Annotated in this window: 19 protein-coding genes; 4 read left to right on the top strand and 15 right to left on the bottom strand. The window is 39.2% G+C overall.

Annotated elements, in window-relative coordinates; all coding sequences use genetic code 11:
• Positions 1-18: 18 nt before the first annotated feature.
• From P8O16_RS06810 to P8O16_RS06780, 7 genes are read right to left on the bottom strand one after another with little or no spacing between them, the layout of a single operon-like run.
• The gene (locus P8O16_RS06810) at positions 19-1,086 is read right to left on the bottom strand and encodes an asparaginase (RefSeq protein WP_300312387.1); all 1,068 of its coding nucleotides are present in this window, start codon (positions 1,084-1,086) and stop codon (positions 19-21) included.
• Positions 1,083-1,859, bottom strand: a complete 777-nt coding sequence (locus P8O16_RS06805) for a TatD family hydrolase (protein WP_300312384.1) — start codon at positions 1,857-1,859, stop codon at positions 1,083-1,085. The genes P8O16_RS06810 and P8O16_RS06805 overlap by 4 nt, the downstream gene beginning before the upstream one ends.
• Entirely contained in the window at positions 1,856-2,965 is a 1,110-nt protein-coding gene (locus P8O16_RS06800; RefSeq protein ID WP_300312382.1) for a glycosyltransferase, read from the bottom strand. Before P8O16_RS06800 ends, P8O16_RS06805 begins: the two co-directional genes overlap by 4 nt.
• On the bottom strand, positions 2,962-3,588 hold the full coding sequence (locus P8O16_RS06795) for a polysaccharide deacetylase family protein (RefSeq protein WP_300312379.1): 627 nt from the start codon (positions 3,586-3,588) through the stop codon (positions 2,962-2,964). Before P8O16_RS06795 ends, P8O16_RS06800 begins: the two co-directional genes overlap by 4 nt.
• Before the next feature lies 1 nt (position 3,589).
• On the bottom strand, positions 3,590-4,801 hold the full coding sequence (locus P8O16_RS06790; protein WP_300312376.1) for a PP2C family protein-serine/threonine phosphatase: 1,212 nt from the start codon (positions 4,799-4,801) through the stop codon (positions 3,590-3,592).
• A 2-nt stretch (positions 4,802-4,803) separates the two neighbouring features.
• Positions 4,804-5,055, bottom strand: coding sequence for a hypothetical protein (locus P8O16_RS06785; RefSeq protein ID WP_300312374.1), 252 nt, complete (start codon positions 5,053-5,055; stop codon positions 4,804-4,806).
• Complete coding sequence (locus tag P8O16_RS06780) at positions 5,052-6,188, bottom strand: glycosyltransferase (RefSeq protein ID WP_300312371.1); 1,137 nt, start codon at positions 6,186-6,188, stop codon at positions 5,052-5,054. The genes P8O16_RS06785 and P8O16_RS06780 overlap by 4 nt, the downstream gene beginning before the upstream one ends.
• Positions 6,189-6,209: 21 nt before the next feature.
• Here P8O16_RS06780 and ruvC point away from each other — a divergent pair, with 21 nt between their 5' ends.
• Complete coding sequence (ruvC, locus tag P8O16_RS06775) at positions 6,210-6,785, top strand: crossover junction endodeoxyribonuclease RuvC (RefSeq protein WP_075350524.1); 576 nt, start codon at positions 6,210-6,212, stop codon at positions 6,783-6,785.
• Between the two features lie 43 nt (positions 6,786-6,828).
• Here the strand turns inward: ruvC and P8O16_RS06770 are convergent, their stop codons facing one another.
• Entirely contained in the window at positions 6,829-7,377 is a 549-nt protein-coding gene (locus P8O16_RS06770; RefSeq protein ID WP_300312365.1) for an outer membrane beta-barrel protein, read from the bottom strand.
• Between the two features lie 178 nt (positions 7,378-7,555).
• On the opposite strand from P8O16_RS06770, the gene P8O16_RS06765 reads away from it, so the two are divergent.
• The 3 genes from P8O16_RS06765 (at position 7,556) to P8O16_RS06755 (ending at position 10,580) form a co-directional block, all read left to right on the top strand.
• Positions 7,556-8,119, top strand: a complete 564-nt coding sequence (locus P8O16_RS06765) for a Crp/Fnr family transcriptional regulator (protein ID WP_300312362.1) — start codon at positions 7,556-7,558, stop codon at positions 8,117-8,119.
• A gap of 74 nt (positions 8,120-8,193) precedes the next feature.
• Complete coding sequence (locus tag P8O16_RS06760; RefSeq protein WP_300312360.1) at positions 8,194-9,486, top strand: parallel beta-helix domain-containing protein; 1,293 nt, start codon at positions 8,194-8,196, stop codon at positions 9,484-9,486.
• Positions 9,486-10,580: an SO2930 family diheme c-type cytochrome gene (locus P8O16_RS06755; RefSeq protein WP_300312357.1), complete on the top strand. Its 1,095-nt coding sequence runs from the start codon at positions 9,486-9,488 to the stop codon at positions 10,578-10,580. Before P8O16_RS06760 ends, P8O16_RS06755 begins: the two co-directional genes overlap by 1 nt.
• A 36-nt stretch (positions 10,581-10,616) precedes the next feature.
• Here P8O16_RS06755 and P8O16_RS06750 read toward each other — a convergent pair whose 3' ends face one another.
• The 7 genes from P8O16_RS06750 to P8O16_RS06720 all read right to left on the bottom strand — a co-directional run bounded on the left by P8O16_RS06750 (position 10,617) and on the right by P8O16_RS06720 (position 19,245).
• The gene (locus P8O16_RS06750) at positions 10,617-11,690 is read right to left on the bottom strand and encodes an alanine/ornithine racemase family PLP-dependent enzyme (RefSeq protein ID WP_300312354.1); all 1,074 of its coding nucleotides are present in this window, start codon (positions 11,688-11,690) and stop codon (positions 10,617-10,619) included.
• A gap of 1 nt (position 11,691) precedes the next feature.
• The gene (locus tag P8O16_RS06745) at positions 11,692-12,132 is read right to left on the bottom strand and encodes a GNAT family N-acetyltransferase (RefSeq protein WP_300312352.1); all 441 of its coding nucleotides are present in this window, start codon (positions 12,130-12,132) and stop codon (positions 11,692-11,694) included.
• The gene (locus P8O16_RS06740; protein WP_300312349.1) at positions 12,129-13,565 is read right to left on the bottom strand and encodes a sodium:solute symporter; all 1,437 of its coding nucleotides are present in this window, start codon (positions 13,563-13,565) and stop codon (positions 12,129-12,131) included. Before P8O16_RS06740 ends, P8O16_RS06745 begins: the two co-directional genes overlap by 4 nt.
• Positions 13,566-13,860: 295 nt before the next feature.
• Positions 13,861-15,591 carry an FAD-dependent oxidoreductase gene (locus tag P8O16_RS06735; RefSeq protein WP_300312346.1) on the bottom strand — a complete coding sequence of 577 codons (1,731 nt, stop codon included), beginning with the start codon at positions 15,589-15,591 and terminating at the stop codon, positions 13,861-13,863.
• 245 nt (positions 15,592-15,836) lie between these two features.
• Positions 15,837-16,586 carry a succinate dehydrogenase/fumarate reductase iron-sulfur subunit gene (locus tag P8O16_RS06730; RefSeq protein ID WP_300312343.1) on the bottom strand — a complete coding sequence of 250 codons (750 nt, stop codon included), beginning with the start codon at positions 16,584-16,586 and terminating at the stop codon, positions 15,837-15,839.
• Positions 16,587-16,611: 25 nt separating this feature from the next.
• Positions 16,612-18,546, bottom strand: a complete 1,935-nt coding sequence (locus P8O16_RS06725) for a fumarate reductase/succinate dehydrogenase flavoprotein subunit (RefSeq protein ID WP_300312341.1) — start codon at positions 18,544-18,546, stop codon at positions 16,612-16,614.
• Between the two features lie 12 nt (positions 18,547-18,558).
• Positions 18,559-19,245 carry a succinate dehydrogenase cytochrome b subunit gene (locus P8O16_RS06720; protein WP_300312338.1) on the bottom strand — a complete coding sequence of 229 codons (687 nt, stop codon included), beginning with the start codon at positions 19,243-19,245 and terminating at the stop codon, positions 18,559-18,561.
• Positions 19,246-19,410: the final 165 nt, after the last annotated feature.

The following is a 19,410-nucleotide window of genomic DNA, read 5'->3' as shown; positions in this document are numbered from 1 at the left end:
GAAAATAGCCGGAAAACCTTAAGCAGTAATCTCTCCAGCTAATGGAATCATCAGTTTAGACTTTACATCCTCTAAAGTTTTTTCTTGCCCAAACAAGAACATCAGTTTTGTGATCGCAGCCTCAGTAGTCATATCTGCACCGCTAATTACCCCTACATTCAATAGTTCTTTACTGGTTTCGTATCGACCTTGAATCACACGACCACCATTACATTGAGATACATTCAGGATAATTATTCCTTTTTTGATTGCTCTTTCCAGCGATTGCATAAACCACTTTTCGCTTGGACTATTTCCAGAGCCATAGGTCTCTAAAACCACTCCTTTCAACCCTTCGATGGCGAAGCAGGCATCCATAATCTTATCCGTGATTCCTGGGAAAAGCTTTAGAACCATCACATTATTGTCCAATTTACTTCGGTTGACAAGTTTCTTGTTTGATTCCAAAGGGCGAATCGCTGCCGTATGGTAATCAATTACGATTCCAGATTCGGCTAATGGCGGATAATTTTCAGATTCAAAAGCATCAAAGTGAACACTTTGAACTTTTTTAGCTCGATTGCCACGCAAAAGCATATGATTGAAGAAAATACATACTTCTGGGACGATCGGCTCATCATTAATCTTAGCCGTGGCAATTTCCAAAGAAGTCATCAGATTCTCCCTAGCATCAGACCGCATAGCTGAAATCGGAAGTTGCGCTCCGGTAAAGATCACAGGTTTATTGAGCCCCTGTAGCATATAACTGAGCATCGACGCAGAATATGCCATCGTATCGGTACCATGTAAAACTACAAACCCGTCGTAACTGTCGTAATTTTCATAAATAATATATGCCATGTCACTCCAATGCTTCATAGAAACATTGGAAGAATCAATGGGTTCGGGAAATGAAATCACCGTAATGGCAATATTCATATTGGAAAGAATCGGAATCTTCTCCAGAATCTGTCCAAAGTTGAAAGGGACCAAAGCTCCTGAATCATCGTAGGCCATTCCCAAGGTACCGCCGGTATAGATAATAAGGACGGAAGATGTTTTACTCGTCCTGAGGGAAGTGTTTAATCTTACTATTTTATAATTCATAAGCTGAACTCTTTAAATAGATTCAATGCATTCTCTTTGGTTTTCAATGCTACAATTTCTTTAGAAACTTGTAAATAGTCACCAATTTTCTCTGCGATATAAGGCAAATAGGCAGGAGAATTCCTTTTCCCTCTAAAGGGAACTGGCGCCAAATATGGAGCATCTGTCTCCAAAACCAAATGATCCAGTCCTATATCAGGAATAACCTGATCCAACCCGCCATTTTTATAGGTTGCCACTCCGCCAATCCCGAGAAGAAATCCCATCTCGATGATTTCCTTAGCTTGGGAAACATTCCCATTAAAACAATGGAAAATACCTCTCAAAGTCCCATCATGATTTTCCTTCACGATCTCAATCGTCTCATCCATGGATTCTCTACAATGCAAAACGATCGGGAGTTGTTTTTCCTTAGCCCATTCGATCTGAATCTTCAGGGCTTCTTTTTGCTGCTCAAAAAAAGTCTTATCCCAATACAAATCCAGTCCAATTTCTCCCACTGCTGCAAAAGGTCTTTTGTCCAACCAATCTTTCATGATTCTTAGTTGGGCTCCAAAATCTTCCTTTACATCACAAGGATGAAGCCCCATCATTGGAATACATAAGCCTGGATATTTAGCTTCACAAGCCAGCATTGCATCGATTGTTTCTACATCGACATTAGGCATGTAAATCCGCTCAATTCCTGAGTCTTGGATTTCCTGAATCACCTCGTCCCGATCAGAATCAAACTTAGAAGAGTAAATATGTGCGTGGGTATCAATTAAATTCATGAATAGTCTCTGGATTTCCAGCGGATTTTTGAAGGCCAAAAGTAATAAAGAATCGTTAGGGCATTTATTAAAAAGAAGTAAAAATCAAATCCAATCAAATAGTTCCACTTCAATTTCATTCCTGCTCTAGATGCAACCTCCCCTAGAAAAACTCCTTGAAGAAAGGTTTTAACCAGAAAAACTCCTACACCAAAAAGTATATTATGAACCACAAGAACTAATACCGCAGGTAAATAAAAAAATTGCAATGAAAGCAAAATCAACCAGAAAAACGGCAGGGTAATCACTCCGCTAAACCATCGTTTCCGCTGTTGAAGCAATGATTTGATGGAGTCTTCCTGCTTGGTCTTTGTTAACATCCCAGAACTGATTTGATGCGAAATTTTAAATCCCGAGTTTGCAATAGATTTGGAAATTTCTAAATCCTCTGTAAGTGTATCTGGCAAATTCTTGAATCCTCCAGATTTGATGTAAGCCGATTTCTCAATCACCATATTGTTTCCCAAACCAGTGGTCCGAAGGCCTAAGTCAGAAGCTACTTTAACCAGACCTAATGTATTCAACCAGTCCAATGTTTGAAATCTTCCAAAAAAATCTCTTCCTGAAACTTGAGTAATCCCGATAACCAAACCAATTTTTGGACCAAATGCAGCTACGCCCGCCTTAATCCAATTTGGGTTGACTTCGCAGTCTGCATCGGTGAAAAATAAAAAATCACCTTTGGCATAATCTCCTAGAATCGCCAAAGCATTTGCTTTCCCATTTGGATGATATTTCCTGATCTCAGAATCGGAAATTGTGATGAATTTCCGATTGCTTTTTTTCCCGCACCAATCTTCCAGAAGCTTTTCAGTCCTATCCGTGCTCTGGTCATTCGCAAACAAAAACATTATTTTTTCATCCGAATAGTCTAGTTTCTCAAGAGATTCAAAGAGCTGTGGCAGTTGGGTTTCCTCGTTTCGGGCAGCGATTAAAACGGAAACAAAAGGGAAATCTGATGGCAAATCAGATTGATTATTTTTCCAAAAATAAATTACCCGTGTAAGGATAAATACAAATTGGAAAATCAATAGAATTCCAACAGATACTGATAAAGCGATGATCATAGCTGTGCTGTTTCAAAGCCTTTTTGCTGGACAAAATCCAAATATTGAGGAAGCAATTTTGGTAAAACTTCAGCGGTTTTTTTCTGATCATGAAAAAGTATGATTGCCCCTGAATCAGTCAATTTCTTTATGTTTTCCAAGATTTTATCAGATTTGAGAGTTGGATCATAATCACCGGAAAGCACATTCCACATGATTATTTTATGACTTTGGGAAACTTTCCTCATTTGAGGGCCAGTCATCAATCCATATGGGGGACGAAACAAAGTTGATTTCTTACCCATTACTTGCTCGAAAATTGCCTCGCATTTTTGAACATCAGCAAAATAATGCTCCAAGTTAGTATCCCAACCCTTCAAGTGGTGATAAGTATGATTTCCAAATTGATGACCAGCTGAGATTACCTCTCTCGCCAATGCCGGATATTTTCGGACGTTATCGCCTACCATAAAAAAGGTCGCTTTCATTCCACGTTTAGCGAGTTGATCAAGAACAAATTCTGTCACGCCCGGAACCGGTCCATCATCAAAAGTCAGGTAGACTTTACCTTCCGCATCTTTATTATTCCAAGTTCGATTTGGATAAAGTCTTTGGACTATCGCTGGGATTCTATGGAAAAACATGTCAATTGAATCTCAAACTCAATAATGTCAAATCATCTTTGAGGGGAATTCCATCAGAAAACAATTTCATTTCTTTCATGAAATCACGGTGAAAATCAATCGGATCTACACAGATATGAGAATTTACAAAATCTTCAAATCGCTCCTCACCATACTCTTCTTCATCTTTATTCATGGCCTCAGTAAGCCCGTCAGTATAGAGATGAATGGTGAATTGCTCCAGATTTTCCCTTCTTCCAATTTCCATGAATGGAAGTGACTCAAAAGCACCCAATATGGTCGTCCCAGCATCAAGTGTCTCACTTCTTCGGTCATTCTCCCAACATAATAAAGGAGGATTATGGCCAGCATTGATGTATTCGAGTGTTTTAGTTCTTCGATTATAATAGCCCAAAAAGAAAGTTATAAAGCGCTCTCCTTTGGTATTTTCAAATAATGTAAAATTCAACTGATTAACTACTGTCTCCAAATCAGCATCACTTCTGAGAAGCGTACGGAGGGTAGCTTGAAAATTTGACATCAGTAAAGCCGCAGAAATCCCCTTTCCAGAAACATCCGCAATGCAGAAATAAACTTCATCTGAGTTTTTTTGAATCAAGTCATAATAATCTCCTCCTACTAAGCTATGTGGGATGTAAGTAACTTTTGCTTTTAGTGCTTTTGTTTTAGGAAGGTTGGAGGGAAAAAGCATTTGCTGCACCTGAGAAGCAATAGCCACTTCCCTATTCAACACTTCTTGCTCTAATTGCTTCCGCGCAAAACGCTTATTCTCGAGAGCTACGACCAAAATATTGGTGATCGCTTCGGTAAAATCCAAATCCAGATCAAAAGACGGATCCTTTCTCCGAAGAAATAAAATTGCCAACATCTGCTTTTTATGATAAACAGGCAGGTAAGTTTCCAGCTCACTAAAAGAGTATTCACTCCCCAATTTAAGCTTGAGCTCGCCTGTTGACTTTTCATCTAATACTTGTCCTTCGGGAATCAGACTGGGAATATTCCCCTTGACACCATGTGAAATTTTATTTTCAAATGCTCCGTCTTTAGACACATAAAGTATCATCGATTTGATATTCAGATGGACCAAACACGTGAATTTGAATATATTCAACAATACGCTCTCAGGCTGATTTTCATTAATCGCCTGAGTGATCTCGAGTAGGGCTTTTAACTCAAGTTCTTTGCGCAGATATTTGTTTTTTTCTGTTTGCACTTCTATAGAGTATTGTGAGCCATCAGCCCATTTTTGGTAGCCAGATAATAAAAGTTTCTTCCATCCAGAGCCAAATTCACACTTTCAAAAATTTCATCATCCGGAGATTTAAGGCATTTTATATAACCGCTTTTATGCAGTGACTGCAGTGTAGAAAGTATCAACTCATCTTCCCACCCTAAAGTCTCTTTCAAATATTGGAAAGGTTGGACGAAATAAAGTTCATCCATTAAATCAAATTCGTTTTCGCTCATTGCTCTATTTTATCAGCTAAAATAACACTTCTCACTTTGTCCCTTCCTTTCCAGGTGAATTTTCCTCGAATGACCCCAAATACTGTCCAAAGGACAAAGATTGGATGAATAATTCCTGTAAATAGAGCATCACTCCATTTTGAAGTAATCGAATAGGTATCAAGAACTTTTCCAAGGAACCACTTTTCTGCTAAAATTTTAACCGCCCAACAAATCAAGAGCACGACTGGACCATTTTGTATCGGAATCAAAATAAAAAAGGAAAGCAACCAGATGATTTGAATAAAAAAAGGAATGAGGGCGGCAAGACCATGAAATAAAGAGTTGTGTGCTTTCCATTTACCTGCCCATCTGATTCGTTGATTAATCAAGCTTGACCAGTCCTTTATAGCTTTTGTTTGGACTAAAACTTCAGGATTACTCAGGTAAACACAGCTTTCACTTGAAAAGCGATTTGTAATTTTCTTCAAAAGAAACTCATCATCGCCAGAAAGAAAGGATTTATTTCCTTCAAAACCATTCACTTCCTGAAATGCGGATTTCCGGTAGGCAAGATTTGCCGCGCTGCACATGATTGGTTTTCCAGAGTGGAAAAAATAATTACTCATTAATAAAATGCTCGACCACTCTATTTGTTGAAATCGCTGAAAAAACGTAATCCTTCCCATTGACATAACAGGACCTGCAACTAGCTGTATCTTTGGGTTCGAAAAAGGCCTCAACATATTCTCTACCCAATCGGATGAAAAGCTACAGTCCGCATCTGAACAGAGAATAATTTCTCCCACACAATTCTTGACTCCAAATTCTATAGCTGCTTTTTTTCCAATTCCTGGACTTTTTAAAATTTTGATATTGGGTTTCTCTGAAAGATTATGTTTTAAAAAATCCAAAGACAAATCCTCACTTTGGTCATCGATTAAGATAATCTCTATTTTAAGTTTAGAAAGACGATGAATTTCTTTGACCAAATCAGGAAGATTTTCAAGTTCATTTCGGATGGGAATGAGTAATGAAACAGCGATATCAATCTGGTTTCCGGAAAATTTGGGATGATCGGCTTTCCATGTTCGGCTGATCAGCCAAAGTAAAAGGGCATAACTGAAAGACCAGATCAGGTAAAAATTTAGCATCTTTTGGGCTAACTTGCGCGGGTGAGTAAAGAACCAAAAAAAGAAGCAAAGGAAAAAATCATATTGGGGATTGACCCCGGCACCACAGTCATGGGTTATGGCATAATTTTGACTGAGGGGAAAAAATACAAATTGCTCCAGTATGGGGTGATTCACCTCAAAAAATATGAAACTCATGAGCTCAAGCTGAAGAAAATCTTTGAGCGAATTACCGGGATTATTGATGAGTTTTTGCCAGACTCTGTTGCATTGGAAGCCCCTTTTTATGGAGTAAATATCCAATCAATGCTCAAGTTGGGTCGTGCTCAAGGTGTTGCAATGGCTGCTGCTCTTGCTCGAGATATCCCTATAACAGAATACTCTCCGAAAAAAGTGAAGCAATCTGTTACAGGAAATGGAAATGCATCAAAGGAGCAGGTAGCCGCTATGCTTCAGACACTTTTTAATCTTACCGAACTTCCCAAAATGCTTGATGCCACAGATGCATTAGCAGTTGCACTGTGCCATCACTTTCACGATGGAAGAGTGCAGAGTCGGGGAAGAAACGAAGGTTGGAAATCTTTTATTCAAGAGAATCCAGATCGCCTAAAAAAATAAAACCCGACCAAAAGATCGGGTTTTAAGGATTTAATATTGAAGATCAAAAATCATATCCAAGTGATATTTTAAGGACTCTGTTTTTGACATCAGTATCAAAGTAATTTAAACTAGTTAAACCTAAATCATAGCTCAATTGAGCATTGAGCCCAAGGGGAAATCCTACACCTATCCCTACTACCCCACCAAGATCATACCCACGAACTACATCTGTTGAACTACTGACATTTCCTGCCAGCTCGTAATTTCTGGAAAGTAAAACAGAAGCTTGGGGTCCTGCAAAAACATTTAAAAAGGGAAGGAAATTTAAGCGAAATAAAACTGGAACATCCAAATAGCTTAACTGCTCTGAAATAACGGCACCGGTTGCGGCTTCATTTCCCTCATAGCCTTTCTGGGCATATTGGAGCCCTGGCTCTATAGATAAAAAACCTGCATCAAAGTGATAATATCCTCCTGCATGAAACCCAAGTTTTGCATTAAAATTTGTGTCGGAGAAATTAGCTGAGCTAAGGCCTGCACGGATCCCAAATTGTGCTTGAGCCGTCCCAATTAAACAAATGTAGAGAAGTAGAATAAGTGTTTTTTTCATAAATAAGCAAATTTTGAAATTGCGGGATTTTAATGAAACAAGTTAATTAAGAAATATCTCGATCACTTTTTTTGAGGAAAAGAATAATCTTGAATGAGTTATTTTTAAATTAAGTGGTTAAAACTAACAGAAGCTTTTTGATAAAAGTATAAAAGGCTTGAATTTTTAAAACCGAAAAATGGAAAACCTGTTTGATGCTTTCGATAAGTACCAAGGAATCTCCGACCAGGCCAAACAGGCCTTTGCAAATAGAATGACACTAATGGAGGTCGAAAAGGGGCAATTGATCGTGACAGAAGGTCAACTGGCAGATCATCTTTACTACTTTTTGGAAGGATCTGCACGCAGTTATTACACCCGAGAAAACCGAGACATTACCGTTTCTTTTACCTTGGATGGAGAATTTGTCGCTGCTATGCATTCCTTCATTACAGGTAAGCCTTCTTATGAAAAAATAGAAACACTGGAAAAAAGCAAAATCCTAAAAATCTCCCATAATGCTCTCCAGGAATGTTTTGCTGATTTTCCGGAACTTGAGCGGGCATATCGGATGATTTTAGAGAAGTATTACATCGTATTAGAAGAGCATCAGATTTTTTCAAAGTTCAAAACAGCCAAAGAAAGGTATCTGGAATTAATGCAAAATCGACCAAAGGTAATTCAGAAAGCATCAGTAGGTCACATTGCCTCCTATTTGGATATGACGATCGAGACACTGAGCCGAACCAGAGCCAAAATCTAATTATTTGACTTTAGTCAAGGGCATTCACTGTGGGAAGCCTTAATTTTGAAACATTAAACATCTCAAGCCCACTTATGAGCAAATTTAATTTTCTTCCTTTCTTTATTCTTCTCCTATTTGGATCAGCTTGTAGTAGTAGCTCAAATGAACAAACTTTTGATTCCTCAAATATCACCAGAGTTTCAGCAGAAGAGGTAGAAAAAGTTGTAGAGGATTTTATTATGGTTGAAGATGGCGGGTTAATTGAAATTCCTGCCGGTTTCTACGAATTAAATACCCAGCTTATTCTTGATAATAAATCCAATGTCACAATCAAAGGAGCCGGAATGGATCAGACCTTTCTTTCCTTCAAAGGATTACAGACAGGTGGAGAAGGCGTGAAGATCGTGGGTAAAAATATTGTTATTCAAGATCTTACGATAGAAGATGCTCCCGGAGATGGAGTAAAAGCACAACATACAGACGGGATTACATTTCGAAGAATAAATGTAACCTGGACAAATGGAGACAAATCAAAAAACGGAACCTACGCAATCTATCCCGTACAGTGCAAAAACGTGATGATAGATGAAGTAATCGCCTCTCACTCGAGAGATGCCGGAATCTACGTGGGACAATCGGAAAATATTGTAGTAAAAAATTCTTTAGCCTTTGGCAATGTAGCTGGAATCGAAATTGAAAACTGTGACAACGCCGAAGTCTTCAAAAATATCGCCAGAGACAATGCAGGAGGTATCTTGGTTTTCAACCTTCCTGGCCTTCCAAAGTCGGATGGAAAACTTACCCGAATCTATGACAATGATGTGATAGAAAACAATCATGAAAATTTCGCTACAGCTATCGGCGAAGGTCCAAATGGAAATACGGTAACTATGATTCCTCCAGGATCGGGAATCGTTTTATTGGCAGCCAAAGAAGTTGAAATATTCAATAACCGAATCCTGAAGAACAAGACATTTGGAGTCGCAATTGCTTCCTATCAGATTACAGGTTTTCCAGACGAAGCTCCTAACTGGTCACCCTATACGACTGACATCTATCTCCATGACAACCAATATGATAGAAGTGAAGGATTTCCTGATTTGACAAGAGAACTTGGCCAATTAGTCAGTATTTACAATGCTCATGGAAAAGCTTCGACTCAAGACATTATATATGATGGAATTTGGGATACTTCGGTGAGCGAAACCATAGAAACTAATCCAATGCGGATTTGTATTTCGGAACCGACCATGAATGAATTATACTTCTCAAGATTCTTTTTAATGGACGGAGACGAAAATATCGAAGCATTTAAAGAATCTGAACCCTTCCAAAACTGTAAGGTAGAAGTGCTTACAGACATCAGTCAACTAGCCAAAATGTAATGCAGAAAACTAGTTTAGTTTGGGTGTTTAATTTGATTCTAGGTTTTTCTCTTGTTGTTTTTGCCTGCCAAAAACAAACCGAAGAACTGAACTCCTCTACAGAAAAATTAGCAGAAGAAGAGGCTGACGGGATGTATCCATACAAGCGGCTCTCCAGCTATGGCTTTTTCAAGGGGCAACTAAACCAACTTCAGCCTGCTCCAAATGTACTTTTGTACCAGCCTGCGTCCTCCCTCTTTACGGATTATGCTTTGAAAACCAGGTTTATCTTTTTCCCGGAAGGGGAAAAAGCACAACTAGTAGCAAATGAATTGGAGTTTCCTGAAGGAACGGTAATCATCAAAAACTTCTATTACCCTATCGATTTTAGAGACCCAGACGGTGATAGACGAATTATTGAAACAAGATTGATGGTAAACTCCTCAAAAGGATGGGAAGCTTTTCCTTATATCTGGAACGAAAGCCAAACAGACGCAGTACTGAAGGTGGTCGGTGGGCAGACCGAGGTGAGATTTGTAGATTATTCTGGAAAAGATCAAGTGATCAATTACCTCATTCCAAATAAAAATCAATGCAAAACCTGCCACAATAAGTCTGAGGAAATGGCTCCGATTGGGGTAAAAGTAAAACACCTGAACAATGATCTGGATTTTGGTTCAGGGAAAATAAATCAACTGACGCATTGGACTTCACTAGATAAACTGGAAGGATTTGAGGAAAAAAGTGATCATCCTGCCATGATCAATTACGAAGATTCTACTCTTCCGCTAAATGATCGGGCCATGGCATACTTAGACATTAATTGTGCTCACTGCCACAGCGCAGAAGGCCCAGCGAGTACTTCCGGTCTTTTCCTGACCTATGACCAGACAGATCCTATGAAGCTAGGTGTGAACAAAACGCCTGTTGCCGCAGGAATTGGTGCGGGAAAATTCAAATTTGATGTTGCGCCTGGAAATGCAGATGAATCAATCATGACCCATCGGATGAACTCTAATCAGGTGGGAGTTGCTATGCCGGAACTTGGAAGAACAACGATCCATAAAGAAGGAGTTGCTTTAATTCGCGATTGGATCAATTCGATGAAACCCTAAAAAAACAGCTTCCTGATTACAGGAAGCTGTTTTTATTTAATCGACTATTTTTTTGTCTACGTAATCTGAATTCAAGAGACTTAAGGCACCCATGTATTTCATATCAAAACTTAATACATCTCCAACTTTATAACCTTCAGGATTTTGTCCAAGATTAATGATAATCATATCCGAACTCGCTCCCAAAATCTCAATATTTTTATCCTTAGCGATTAAGTATTTAGGATCAACATCTAAAATGCCTACATCTACTATAGCTCTGAACGAACTTTTTCCCATTAATTTCTCATCAATTTCCTTTACTTCACCTTGAGGGGTCGATGCCAATACTCCTGTTGGAAGAAGTGGCTTTTCCTGCATTTCGACGATTTCCACGTTCAACTCAAATACGTCTCCATGCATTCCTTCTATGATGGACTCTTCAACTAAATTCACCCCAAAATATAGAGTCTCCCCTACTCTAAAGTGATTTACGCCGGCGGGTAACTGATGAGTTAGCATTAAAGGAATTGTCACCGAAGTTCCCGCAGATACCCAAGGAATAGATTTGTTAAACTTTAATTCGATAATTTGTTTGTAGAGGCTCAGCTGAATCAACTTGTCAGTTGAGGGCATTACACCATTCAAACAGTTGAGATTGGTACCAAGACCAATAATTTCAATATTTGGCAGCTCAAAAACCCGCGCATAAAAATCTAACAACTGATCCCCCATCACTCCTTCTCGAAGATCGCCGGTCTCAACCATAATGATGATTTTATGCTTTTTACCTTGAAGCACAGCCTCTTCACTAATCCATTCGATGGTTTTCAATTCGCTATTTAGACTCACATCTGCAAACTGAACCATTTTACCAACGTTTCTTCTGGAAACCGGCTTAATGTAGACCGTTTGGATTTCTGGCTTGATCATCTTGATCATAGCCAGATTACTGATCCGACTATCATGGATTTCTGTAACTCCAAGATTTATCAATTCAGTTAGAAATAATCGATTCCCACAAAAAATCTTGGAAACTACACCCCAAGAAATGTCTTTTTCCTCAAAGAGATTTTTGAGGAAAAGGAAATTCTGCCTGAGTTTGTGTTTACTTAAAGTCAGATATGCCATCTTATTTCGTCAATCTCATTTCAAGATATTTATTCGTAAACCCGAGTCTTTCATAAAGTTTTTTGGCAGGGTTGTCTGCCTCCACATGAAGTGCAATCGCGCCATTTGCCATTTTGATAGCCATATCCATTATTTTTCCACCAATTCCTTTTCCCCGATGACTTGCATCTACAGCAATGTAGACCAGAATATTTTCTGGGATATAACCGGACATTCCAGTTTTATTCATTACTAATGCTCCTACGATTTTCCCATTTTCCTTAGCCAGAACTACAAATCCACCGGCATGTAGATTTTGATCTAGGGCATAATCAAGACATTTCATAATATCCTCTTTGGGATCACCATATTTCCCGAGATGGTCAAAAAGAAAATCTGCTATTTCGTTTTTCTGAAGGAAAGTGGCGTTATCAATAGTGGTAATTGTTTCAATTTTAATCATGTCGCTTTAACGTAAATGTGTTTTTTCTTTTGAAGTCTAGTGATGAAACAAAATGTAATTAAAGAAAGTGTCAATCCAAAAAGATTAGCATCCAATCCAAAAGGAAGGGATATAGTAAAGAAACCCAATACAGCCGTTAATGTTCCTCCTGAAATCATCGCAGAAATCGCTGCAGTGGAATTTCGCTGGTTGAAAAATAATCCAGCTACAACAGGAACAAGTAATCCCGAAACCATAAAAGCATAGGAATACAACATCAGGCTAAGCACTTCAGTCATTTGCCATGCAATGAATATCGCCACTACACCAATCACAAACGTGAAGAATTGACTAAATCTGATTTGACTTTTTAGTGATCTTCCAGCAAAAAAACGATCAAGGAGATCCGTAGTCAAATTACCCGAAGCTGCCATAAGGCAGGAGTCTGCAGTAGATAAGATCGCCGAAAAATAAGCTGACATCATCAGACCCAAGATTCCTACCGGTAAAATATTTCTCAATAAAACAGGTAAACCCATTTCAGGATCCATGGCGGTGGTAAATCCCTCTAAGGCTCCTTGCTCGACTGCAACTCGAGAAAGCAAACCCAAAGTCACTCCGAGCATGGCCATAATTGGCCACTCAAAAAGACCTGCAATAAACCATGCCTTTTTTGCTGATTTCACATCTCGTGCCGCAAAAATCCGCTGATAAAGAGTCATTCCAACAAACCAAATTGGAATAATCGTAATCCCCCAATTTGCAAGATCTTGCCATGTTAAGTTAGAAAAGCTAAAAAACTCTCGCGGCAAAACGCTATGAATTGCTTCCCATCCCCCCACATAGGTGTAGGAAATTGGAATGCCTATGAACATCAAGCCTGCCATCAAAATAATCCACTGAACCGTATCGGTATAAATTACTGCTTTTAATCCACCCATCACCGTATAACCAACGGCTACTGCTCCCATCATTAAAAGTGCTGTATGCAAGTCAAATCCCTCGAATGTCCCGGAAGCCAATTTTGCCCCTGCCAATAGCTGAGAAGCTGTGAATCCCAGATATCCTAAAAAACAAATCACCGCAGCTACTTTGGCTGCAGTAGAATTATAAAGATGTCCAATAATCTGAGGAAATGTGAAAAATTTCGTGAAAGCCGGATCCGACTTTACTCTCGGAATCAAAATAACAGCTGCAAGCCAGGCACCGAGTAATCCTGTAAAAAGCATCCATGAACCAGAAATCCCCATAGCGAATCCAAGTCCGCCTAATCCTATAGAAAAACCACCACCAACATCAGTAGCAACAACTGACAAACCAATATGCCAGCTACCGATATTTCTACCACCAACGTAGTAGTCCTCTTGATCTGAATTTTTTTTCATGAAAAAATATCCAACTCCTAACATGGCTAGCATGTAAGCGAGGAAGATCCCCAGATCCACTAAATGCATTATTTACTTTGGTTTGTAACAAAATCTCTTTAAAATATGACTTTTTAAAGTTAGGCATATTGGCCCCCTTTAAAAAATTTATAAGATCAAAAAGCTAAAATTGGTCATTCAGTGCAATTTTAAATATAAATAATCTAAATAAAAGAAGCTAGGAAGAATCTTGTTAATGAAGAGTTGAAGTGTTTAAATTTGAAAAAAATAAACTCTACTTTTTTAAACTTTTGAGCATCTTTTTTAAAAGGGAGTCAATTCACAAATGATGAGAATTTTTCCCATTTTATTTTAGGCTATTTTATTATTCCAATATCTGTCCAAGCTGAATCAAATTCGTCTTAACCTTTGTGTATGCTAAATCTTGAACAGCCTTATTTTCATCTATTGCCATGCTCGCGATCACTGCAGAACTTTGACCTAGCACCATAAATACTGGTTCCATTCGGATCGAACCGAAAGCAATATGTGACGCACTCAAACAAACAGGAACAAGTAGGTTTACACACTCTTCCTTTTTAGGTACAATTGACCGAAAACTAATTGGAAAAGGAGCTTTGACATGAGCTTCTACATTTCCTTCGTTAGACACAAAGCCATCCGAATTCACATAGCGCTTCACTTGATGTGAGTCCATCCCATAGGCAGCCATTCCAACAGGATCAGTTACAACTTCAATTCCCTCACAGTTTTTTTGAGACATTACATAGTCGCTGATCATTCGCCTGGCTTCTCTTATATACAATTGTTGTTGCCAACCATCTTCTTGGTTGTATTCATCTTTACAGGTCCCCCACTGCGAGACCTTATCCCGAACTTTTTTCGGAATCCGAGGATGGTAAGCCAATGTCCACATTAGTCCTTGCTGATAATCTCGATGTCTAGCCACTATTTTTTCACGCTCCGCATAGGATGCTTCCGGATAGTCCCAGTTTTGTCCGATAAAGTCAGTTGAAAATCCTTTTTGATTGTTTGTGTCTGTTTTGCGATTGGGCATTGCGGAATTGATCCAAGGCACTAACGGATCACCATAGGAATACATCTTTTCAATCGGCCCTAGAGCAGCCTCATAATTCCGAAATAGCAACTCATAGTCTAGTTCCTTATAATTTTCGGGCTTCCTAAAAGGAATTCGATTGTCGGGATGGTCAGTCAAAGTCATTCGGAAACAATAAGCCTGAATTCTATTGTCACCCTGCCCATCTACACCTGAACCTCCTTCCGTAATGAAAGGTAAAAGCCCACTTGAAGAATCGCCCTTCCTAACATAAGGGTCTACCCCATCAATAAAATTATGGTAAACACTATTATTTGATACAGTTCCCAAAAGTGTTTGACTCCTTTCGTTGGCTTGAACCCCATTTAAGGTTTCTCCATATTGTGAATTGGACTCCCTTCCAACCGTATAAGACAATCCGGCACTCGCCATAAGGTCACCTTCGTAAGTAGCATCAATAAATACTTTACCGTAATATATTTCTCCCGATTCCATTTTAATGGAAGTAATAGCATTCTTAACTTTAGTCACGCCACTTGCTCTGTTCAATTGCTGGTTGTAGATAACCGTAATATCTAACTCATCCAACATCGCATGATATATTTTTAGTGCTGCGGAGGGCTCGAATGTCCACATCGCATCCTCGTCTTTCCCAGAGCGGGTTTGTCCTCCATCGATATAGTCAGATTTCTCTTCCCATACCCAACTTGCCGGATCTTCGTAATGGGATTTAATATTTCGGTAAAACTCACGCGCAATCCCTCCTACAACTTGCTTATTACCAATATCCGTCTGCCCAAGTCCTCCTGTAGTAAGTCCTCCAAGGCGGTTTGAAGGCTCTATAAGTAGTACAGATTTTCCGAATCTTGCAGTTTGAATTGCTGCGGTGATACCTGCGGAAGTTCCACCATAAATAACCACATCAGCAGAATTCTGATTTTCCTGACTGGGATCACTCGAATCAGTTAAAGTTTTAAAAGAAGTGAAAAACAAGAAAATAAATAGGGTGATACTAGTTAAAAACTTTGTGTCTTTCATTTTGGATAAAAACTTGTTGGTAAAAATAGAATTTAAAATTCTCCTTAATATAGGTCAAATCCGAGTCCGAAATCGAGAAACAGATTTAAACTAAAATACGCTAAAAAATTTAAATTATCTCAGTCTAATTAACAATTACGAACCTTTCTCTTTCCGCAAGACATCTACAATTAAAGCTCAATCAAATTTGAGTTTTCATAAAAAAAGCCGACTCTCGCCGGCTTTTACTTGAATTTTTATTTTTATTACATATTGTCGCTGCTAACAACCGCGGAGAAATATTCTCGATTCATTCTAGCAATATTAGTGAGGCTGATTCCCTTTGGACATTCTGCTGCACAGGCCCCTGTATTAGTACAAGCACCAAATCCCTCTGAATCCATCTGGGCAATCATTTTTTCTGCTCTGGTCTTTCGCTCCACTTTCCCTTGAGGAAGCAGTGCTAATTGAGAGATTTTTGCAGACGTAAAGAGCATAGCTGAAGCGTTTTTACAAGCAGCGACACAAGCTCCACAACCTATACAAGTCGCTGCATCAAATGCCTCATCCGCAATAGTTTTAGGAATTGGGATTTCATTTGCATCCGGGACACCGCCAGTGTTGACTGAAACATATCCACCTGCTTGGATAATCCGGTCAAAAGCAGAACGATTTACTACTAAGTCCTTTACAACTGGGAAAGCTTTAGCTCTCCATGGCTCGATTGTAATAGTTTCCCCATCAGAAAAAGACCGCATGTGGAGCTGACAGGTTGTAGTCTGAAGAGGTCCGTGAGGATTACCATTGATATAGAGCGAACACATCCCGCAGATACCTTCTCTACAATCATGGTCAAAATGAACCGGGTCTTCTCCTTTTTCTGTTAATTCTTCATTCAATACATCCAACATCTCAAGAAAAGACATGTCTGTAGAGATACCGTCCACTGGATAAGTCGCAAAACCGCCTTTATCTGAGGCGTTTTTTTGTCTCCATATTTTTAATGTTAATTTCATATAGCTATGAATTTTTGTCTTAAGGTTATTTATAGGAACGCTGTGTGAGCTTCACGTTCTCGAATTCCAAAGGCTCTTTCACTAATTCTTCTTCTTGATCCTCACCCATGAATTTCCAAGCTGCTACGTAAGCATAATTCTCATCGTCTCGAAGCGCCTCTCCTTCCGGAGTTTGATACTCTTCTCTGAAGTGTCCTCCACAAGATTCATTTCTATTTAAGGCATCATCAATCATTAGCTCGCCCAGTTCGATGAAATCTGCAACTCTATTCGCTTTTTCAAGCGATTGGTTAAGTTCTTCATTTTCTCCGAGTACTTTCACATCTGACCAGAATTCCTTTTTCAATGCTTTGATAGCTTTTTTGGCTTCTTTCAGTCCTTCTGCAGTTCGTGCCATTCCACACTCATTCCACATGATTTTTCCCAAACGCTTGTGGAAGTGATCTACCGTTTTAGAACCTTTAATATTTAAAAGCTGATTGATTCCGCCTTTTACTTTGTCAACTGCCTCTGCAAAAGCAGGATGTGACTCATCTACCTTCTTTGGGGGAGTTTGGGCCAAATAATCACCTATAGTGTAAGGGACTACGAAATATCCGTCAGCAAGTCCTTGCATCAATGCCGATGCTCCAAGTCTATTAGCGCCATGGTCAGAGAAATTAGCTTCTCCCAAAGCGTATAGGCCAGGAATATTGGTCATTAAATTATAATCAACCCATAGTCCACCCATTGTATAGTGAACTGCTGGATAGATCATCATCGGGGTTTTGTAAGGATTCTCACCTGTAATCTGCTGATACATATCAAATAAGTTACCGTACCTAGCCCTGATTGTATCCTCACTATCTCTTGCGATGGCATCCCTAAAATCAAGGAAAACAGCCTCACCAGTTTCGTTTACTCCACGACCCTCATCACAAACATATTTTGCATTTCTTGAGGCTACATCTCGAGGAACTAAGTTTCCAAAGCTTGGATATTTTCGCTCTAGGAAATAATCCCGATCATCCTCCTTAATATCTGCAGGCTTTATCTGCTTTTTACGAAGTTTTTCAGCAGTCTCCACAGTTTTCGGTACCCATACTCTACCATCGTTTCGAAGTGATTCTGACATCAATGTCAATTTCGATTGATGATCACCTGAAACTGGAATACAAGTTGGGTGAATCTGAGTAAAACAAGGATTGGCAAATAAAGCTCCTTTTTTGTGAGCTCTCCATGCTGCAGTCACATTGGATCCCATTGCATTGGTAGAAAGGAAAAATACATTTCCATATCCTCCAGTACATAATAGCACTGCGTGGGCTGCATGAGTCTCCACTGCACCAGTGATTAGATTTCTAGTCACAATACCACGGGCATGCCCATCCACCATCACTAGATCCATCATTTCTGTTCTTGGGAAAAGCTTTACTTTTCCATTAGCTACTTGTCGGCTAAGCGCAGAATAAGCCCCTAAAAGCAACTGCTGTCCCGTTTGACCCCTTGCATAGAAGGTTCTGGAAACCTGTGCTCCACCAAATGAACGGTTGGCAAGTAACCCGCCATATTCTCTGGCAAAAGGAACTCCTTGCGCAACACACTGGTCTATGATATTTACTGAAACTTGAGCTAAACGGTACACATTGGCTTCTCGTGATCTATAGTCACCGCCTTTGATAGTGTCATAGAAAAGTCTAAAGATTGAGTCACCGTCATTCTGATAATTTTTCGCAGCATTAATCCCACCTTGAGCAGCAATAGAGTGCGCCCTTCTTGGACTATCTTGGAAACAAAAGGCCTTTACATTGTACCCCAACTCCGCAAGGGAAGCGGCAGCAGATGCTCCAGCTAAACCTGTTCCTACTACGATGACATCGTACTTTCTTTTGTTGGCTGGGTTTACCAGCTTACTGTTAAACTTATGCTTGGTCCATTTTTCTTCCAATGGGCCAGCAGGTATTTTGGAATCTAGTATCATACGGGACTATTATTAGCTCTGTGATGTGAAATAGATGTAAATCGGCATACTAGCAAATAAAATCGGCACTAGAATGCTATATATTCTTCCCAAGACTTCAATAGCTGGGGTATATTTCTTATGATTCAATCCTAAGGTTTGAAATGCACTTGCAAATCCATGCGAAAGGTGGAAAGAAAGAAAAGCCATTGCGACGACATATCCTGCAACCATCAATTCATTTTGAAATGCGAAAGTCACTATAGAAAATAGGTCTTTGTATTGCTCTCCTTCATAAGTTACAAATGGAACTTCTCCCCAATGCATTTGGTACCAGAAGCTTTGCATGTGTATTACAAGAAAGATCAAAATGATCGTTCCCAATATCCCCATGTTTCTGGATGCCGCAGAACTGCTTTTAGAAGCATTTGACGTGGCATAACCTACAGGTCTTGAGGATTTGTTGACCTGCGTCAGGATGATTGAATAGATGACGTGGCCTATTACTGAAATATAAGTCACATACGAAAGTAATTTTACTGCGGGATTTGTGGTCATGAATTTGGCATAAATATTAAATGCCTCACCTCCATCACCTTTAAACAACAATAAATTACCTGAAACGTGACCTGTCAAAAACAGAATCAGGAAAAGTCCGGTCAATGCCATGATCAATTTCCTTCCTAGTGTGCTACTCAAGGTTTTTGTAACCCAGCTCATACAATTTTAACGATTAGATTAGAACGAATTCTTTGATTTATGTTGCCAAATTTACATTTGGAACTGCTAGCAAACAATTCGATCTTATTCTGATTACTTATTTCAAAAGGTTCTAAATAAAGAAATTCGAAGTGGGTAGATTTCTCAATTAACTTAGAATAAAAC

The organism is Algoriphagus sp., from assembly GCF_029254265.1.
Lineage (GTDB): Bacteria > Bacteroidota > Bacteroidia > Cytophagales > Cyclobacteriaceae > Algoriphagus.
The sequence above is the reverse complement of the archived record's forward strand: the minus strand, read 5'-3'. Positions and strand labels throughout refer to the sequence as shown.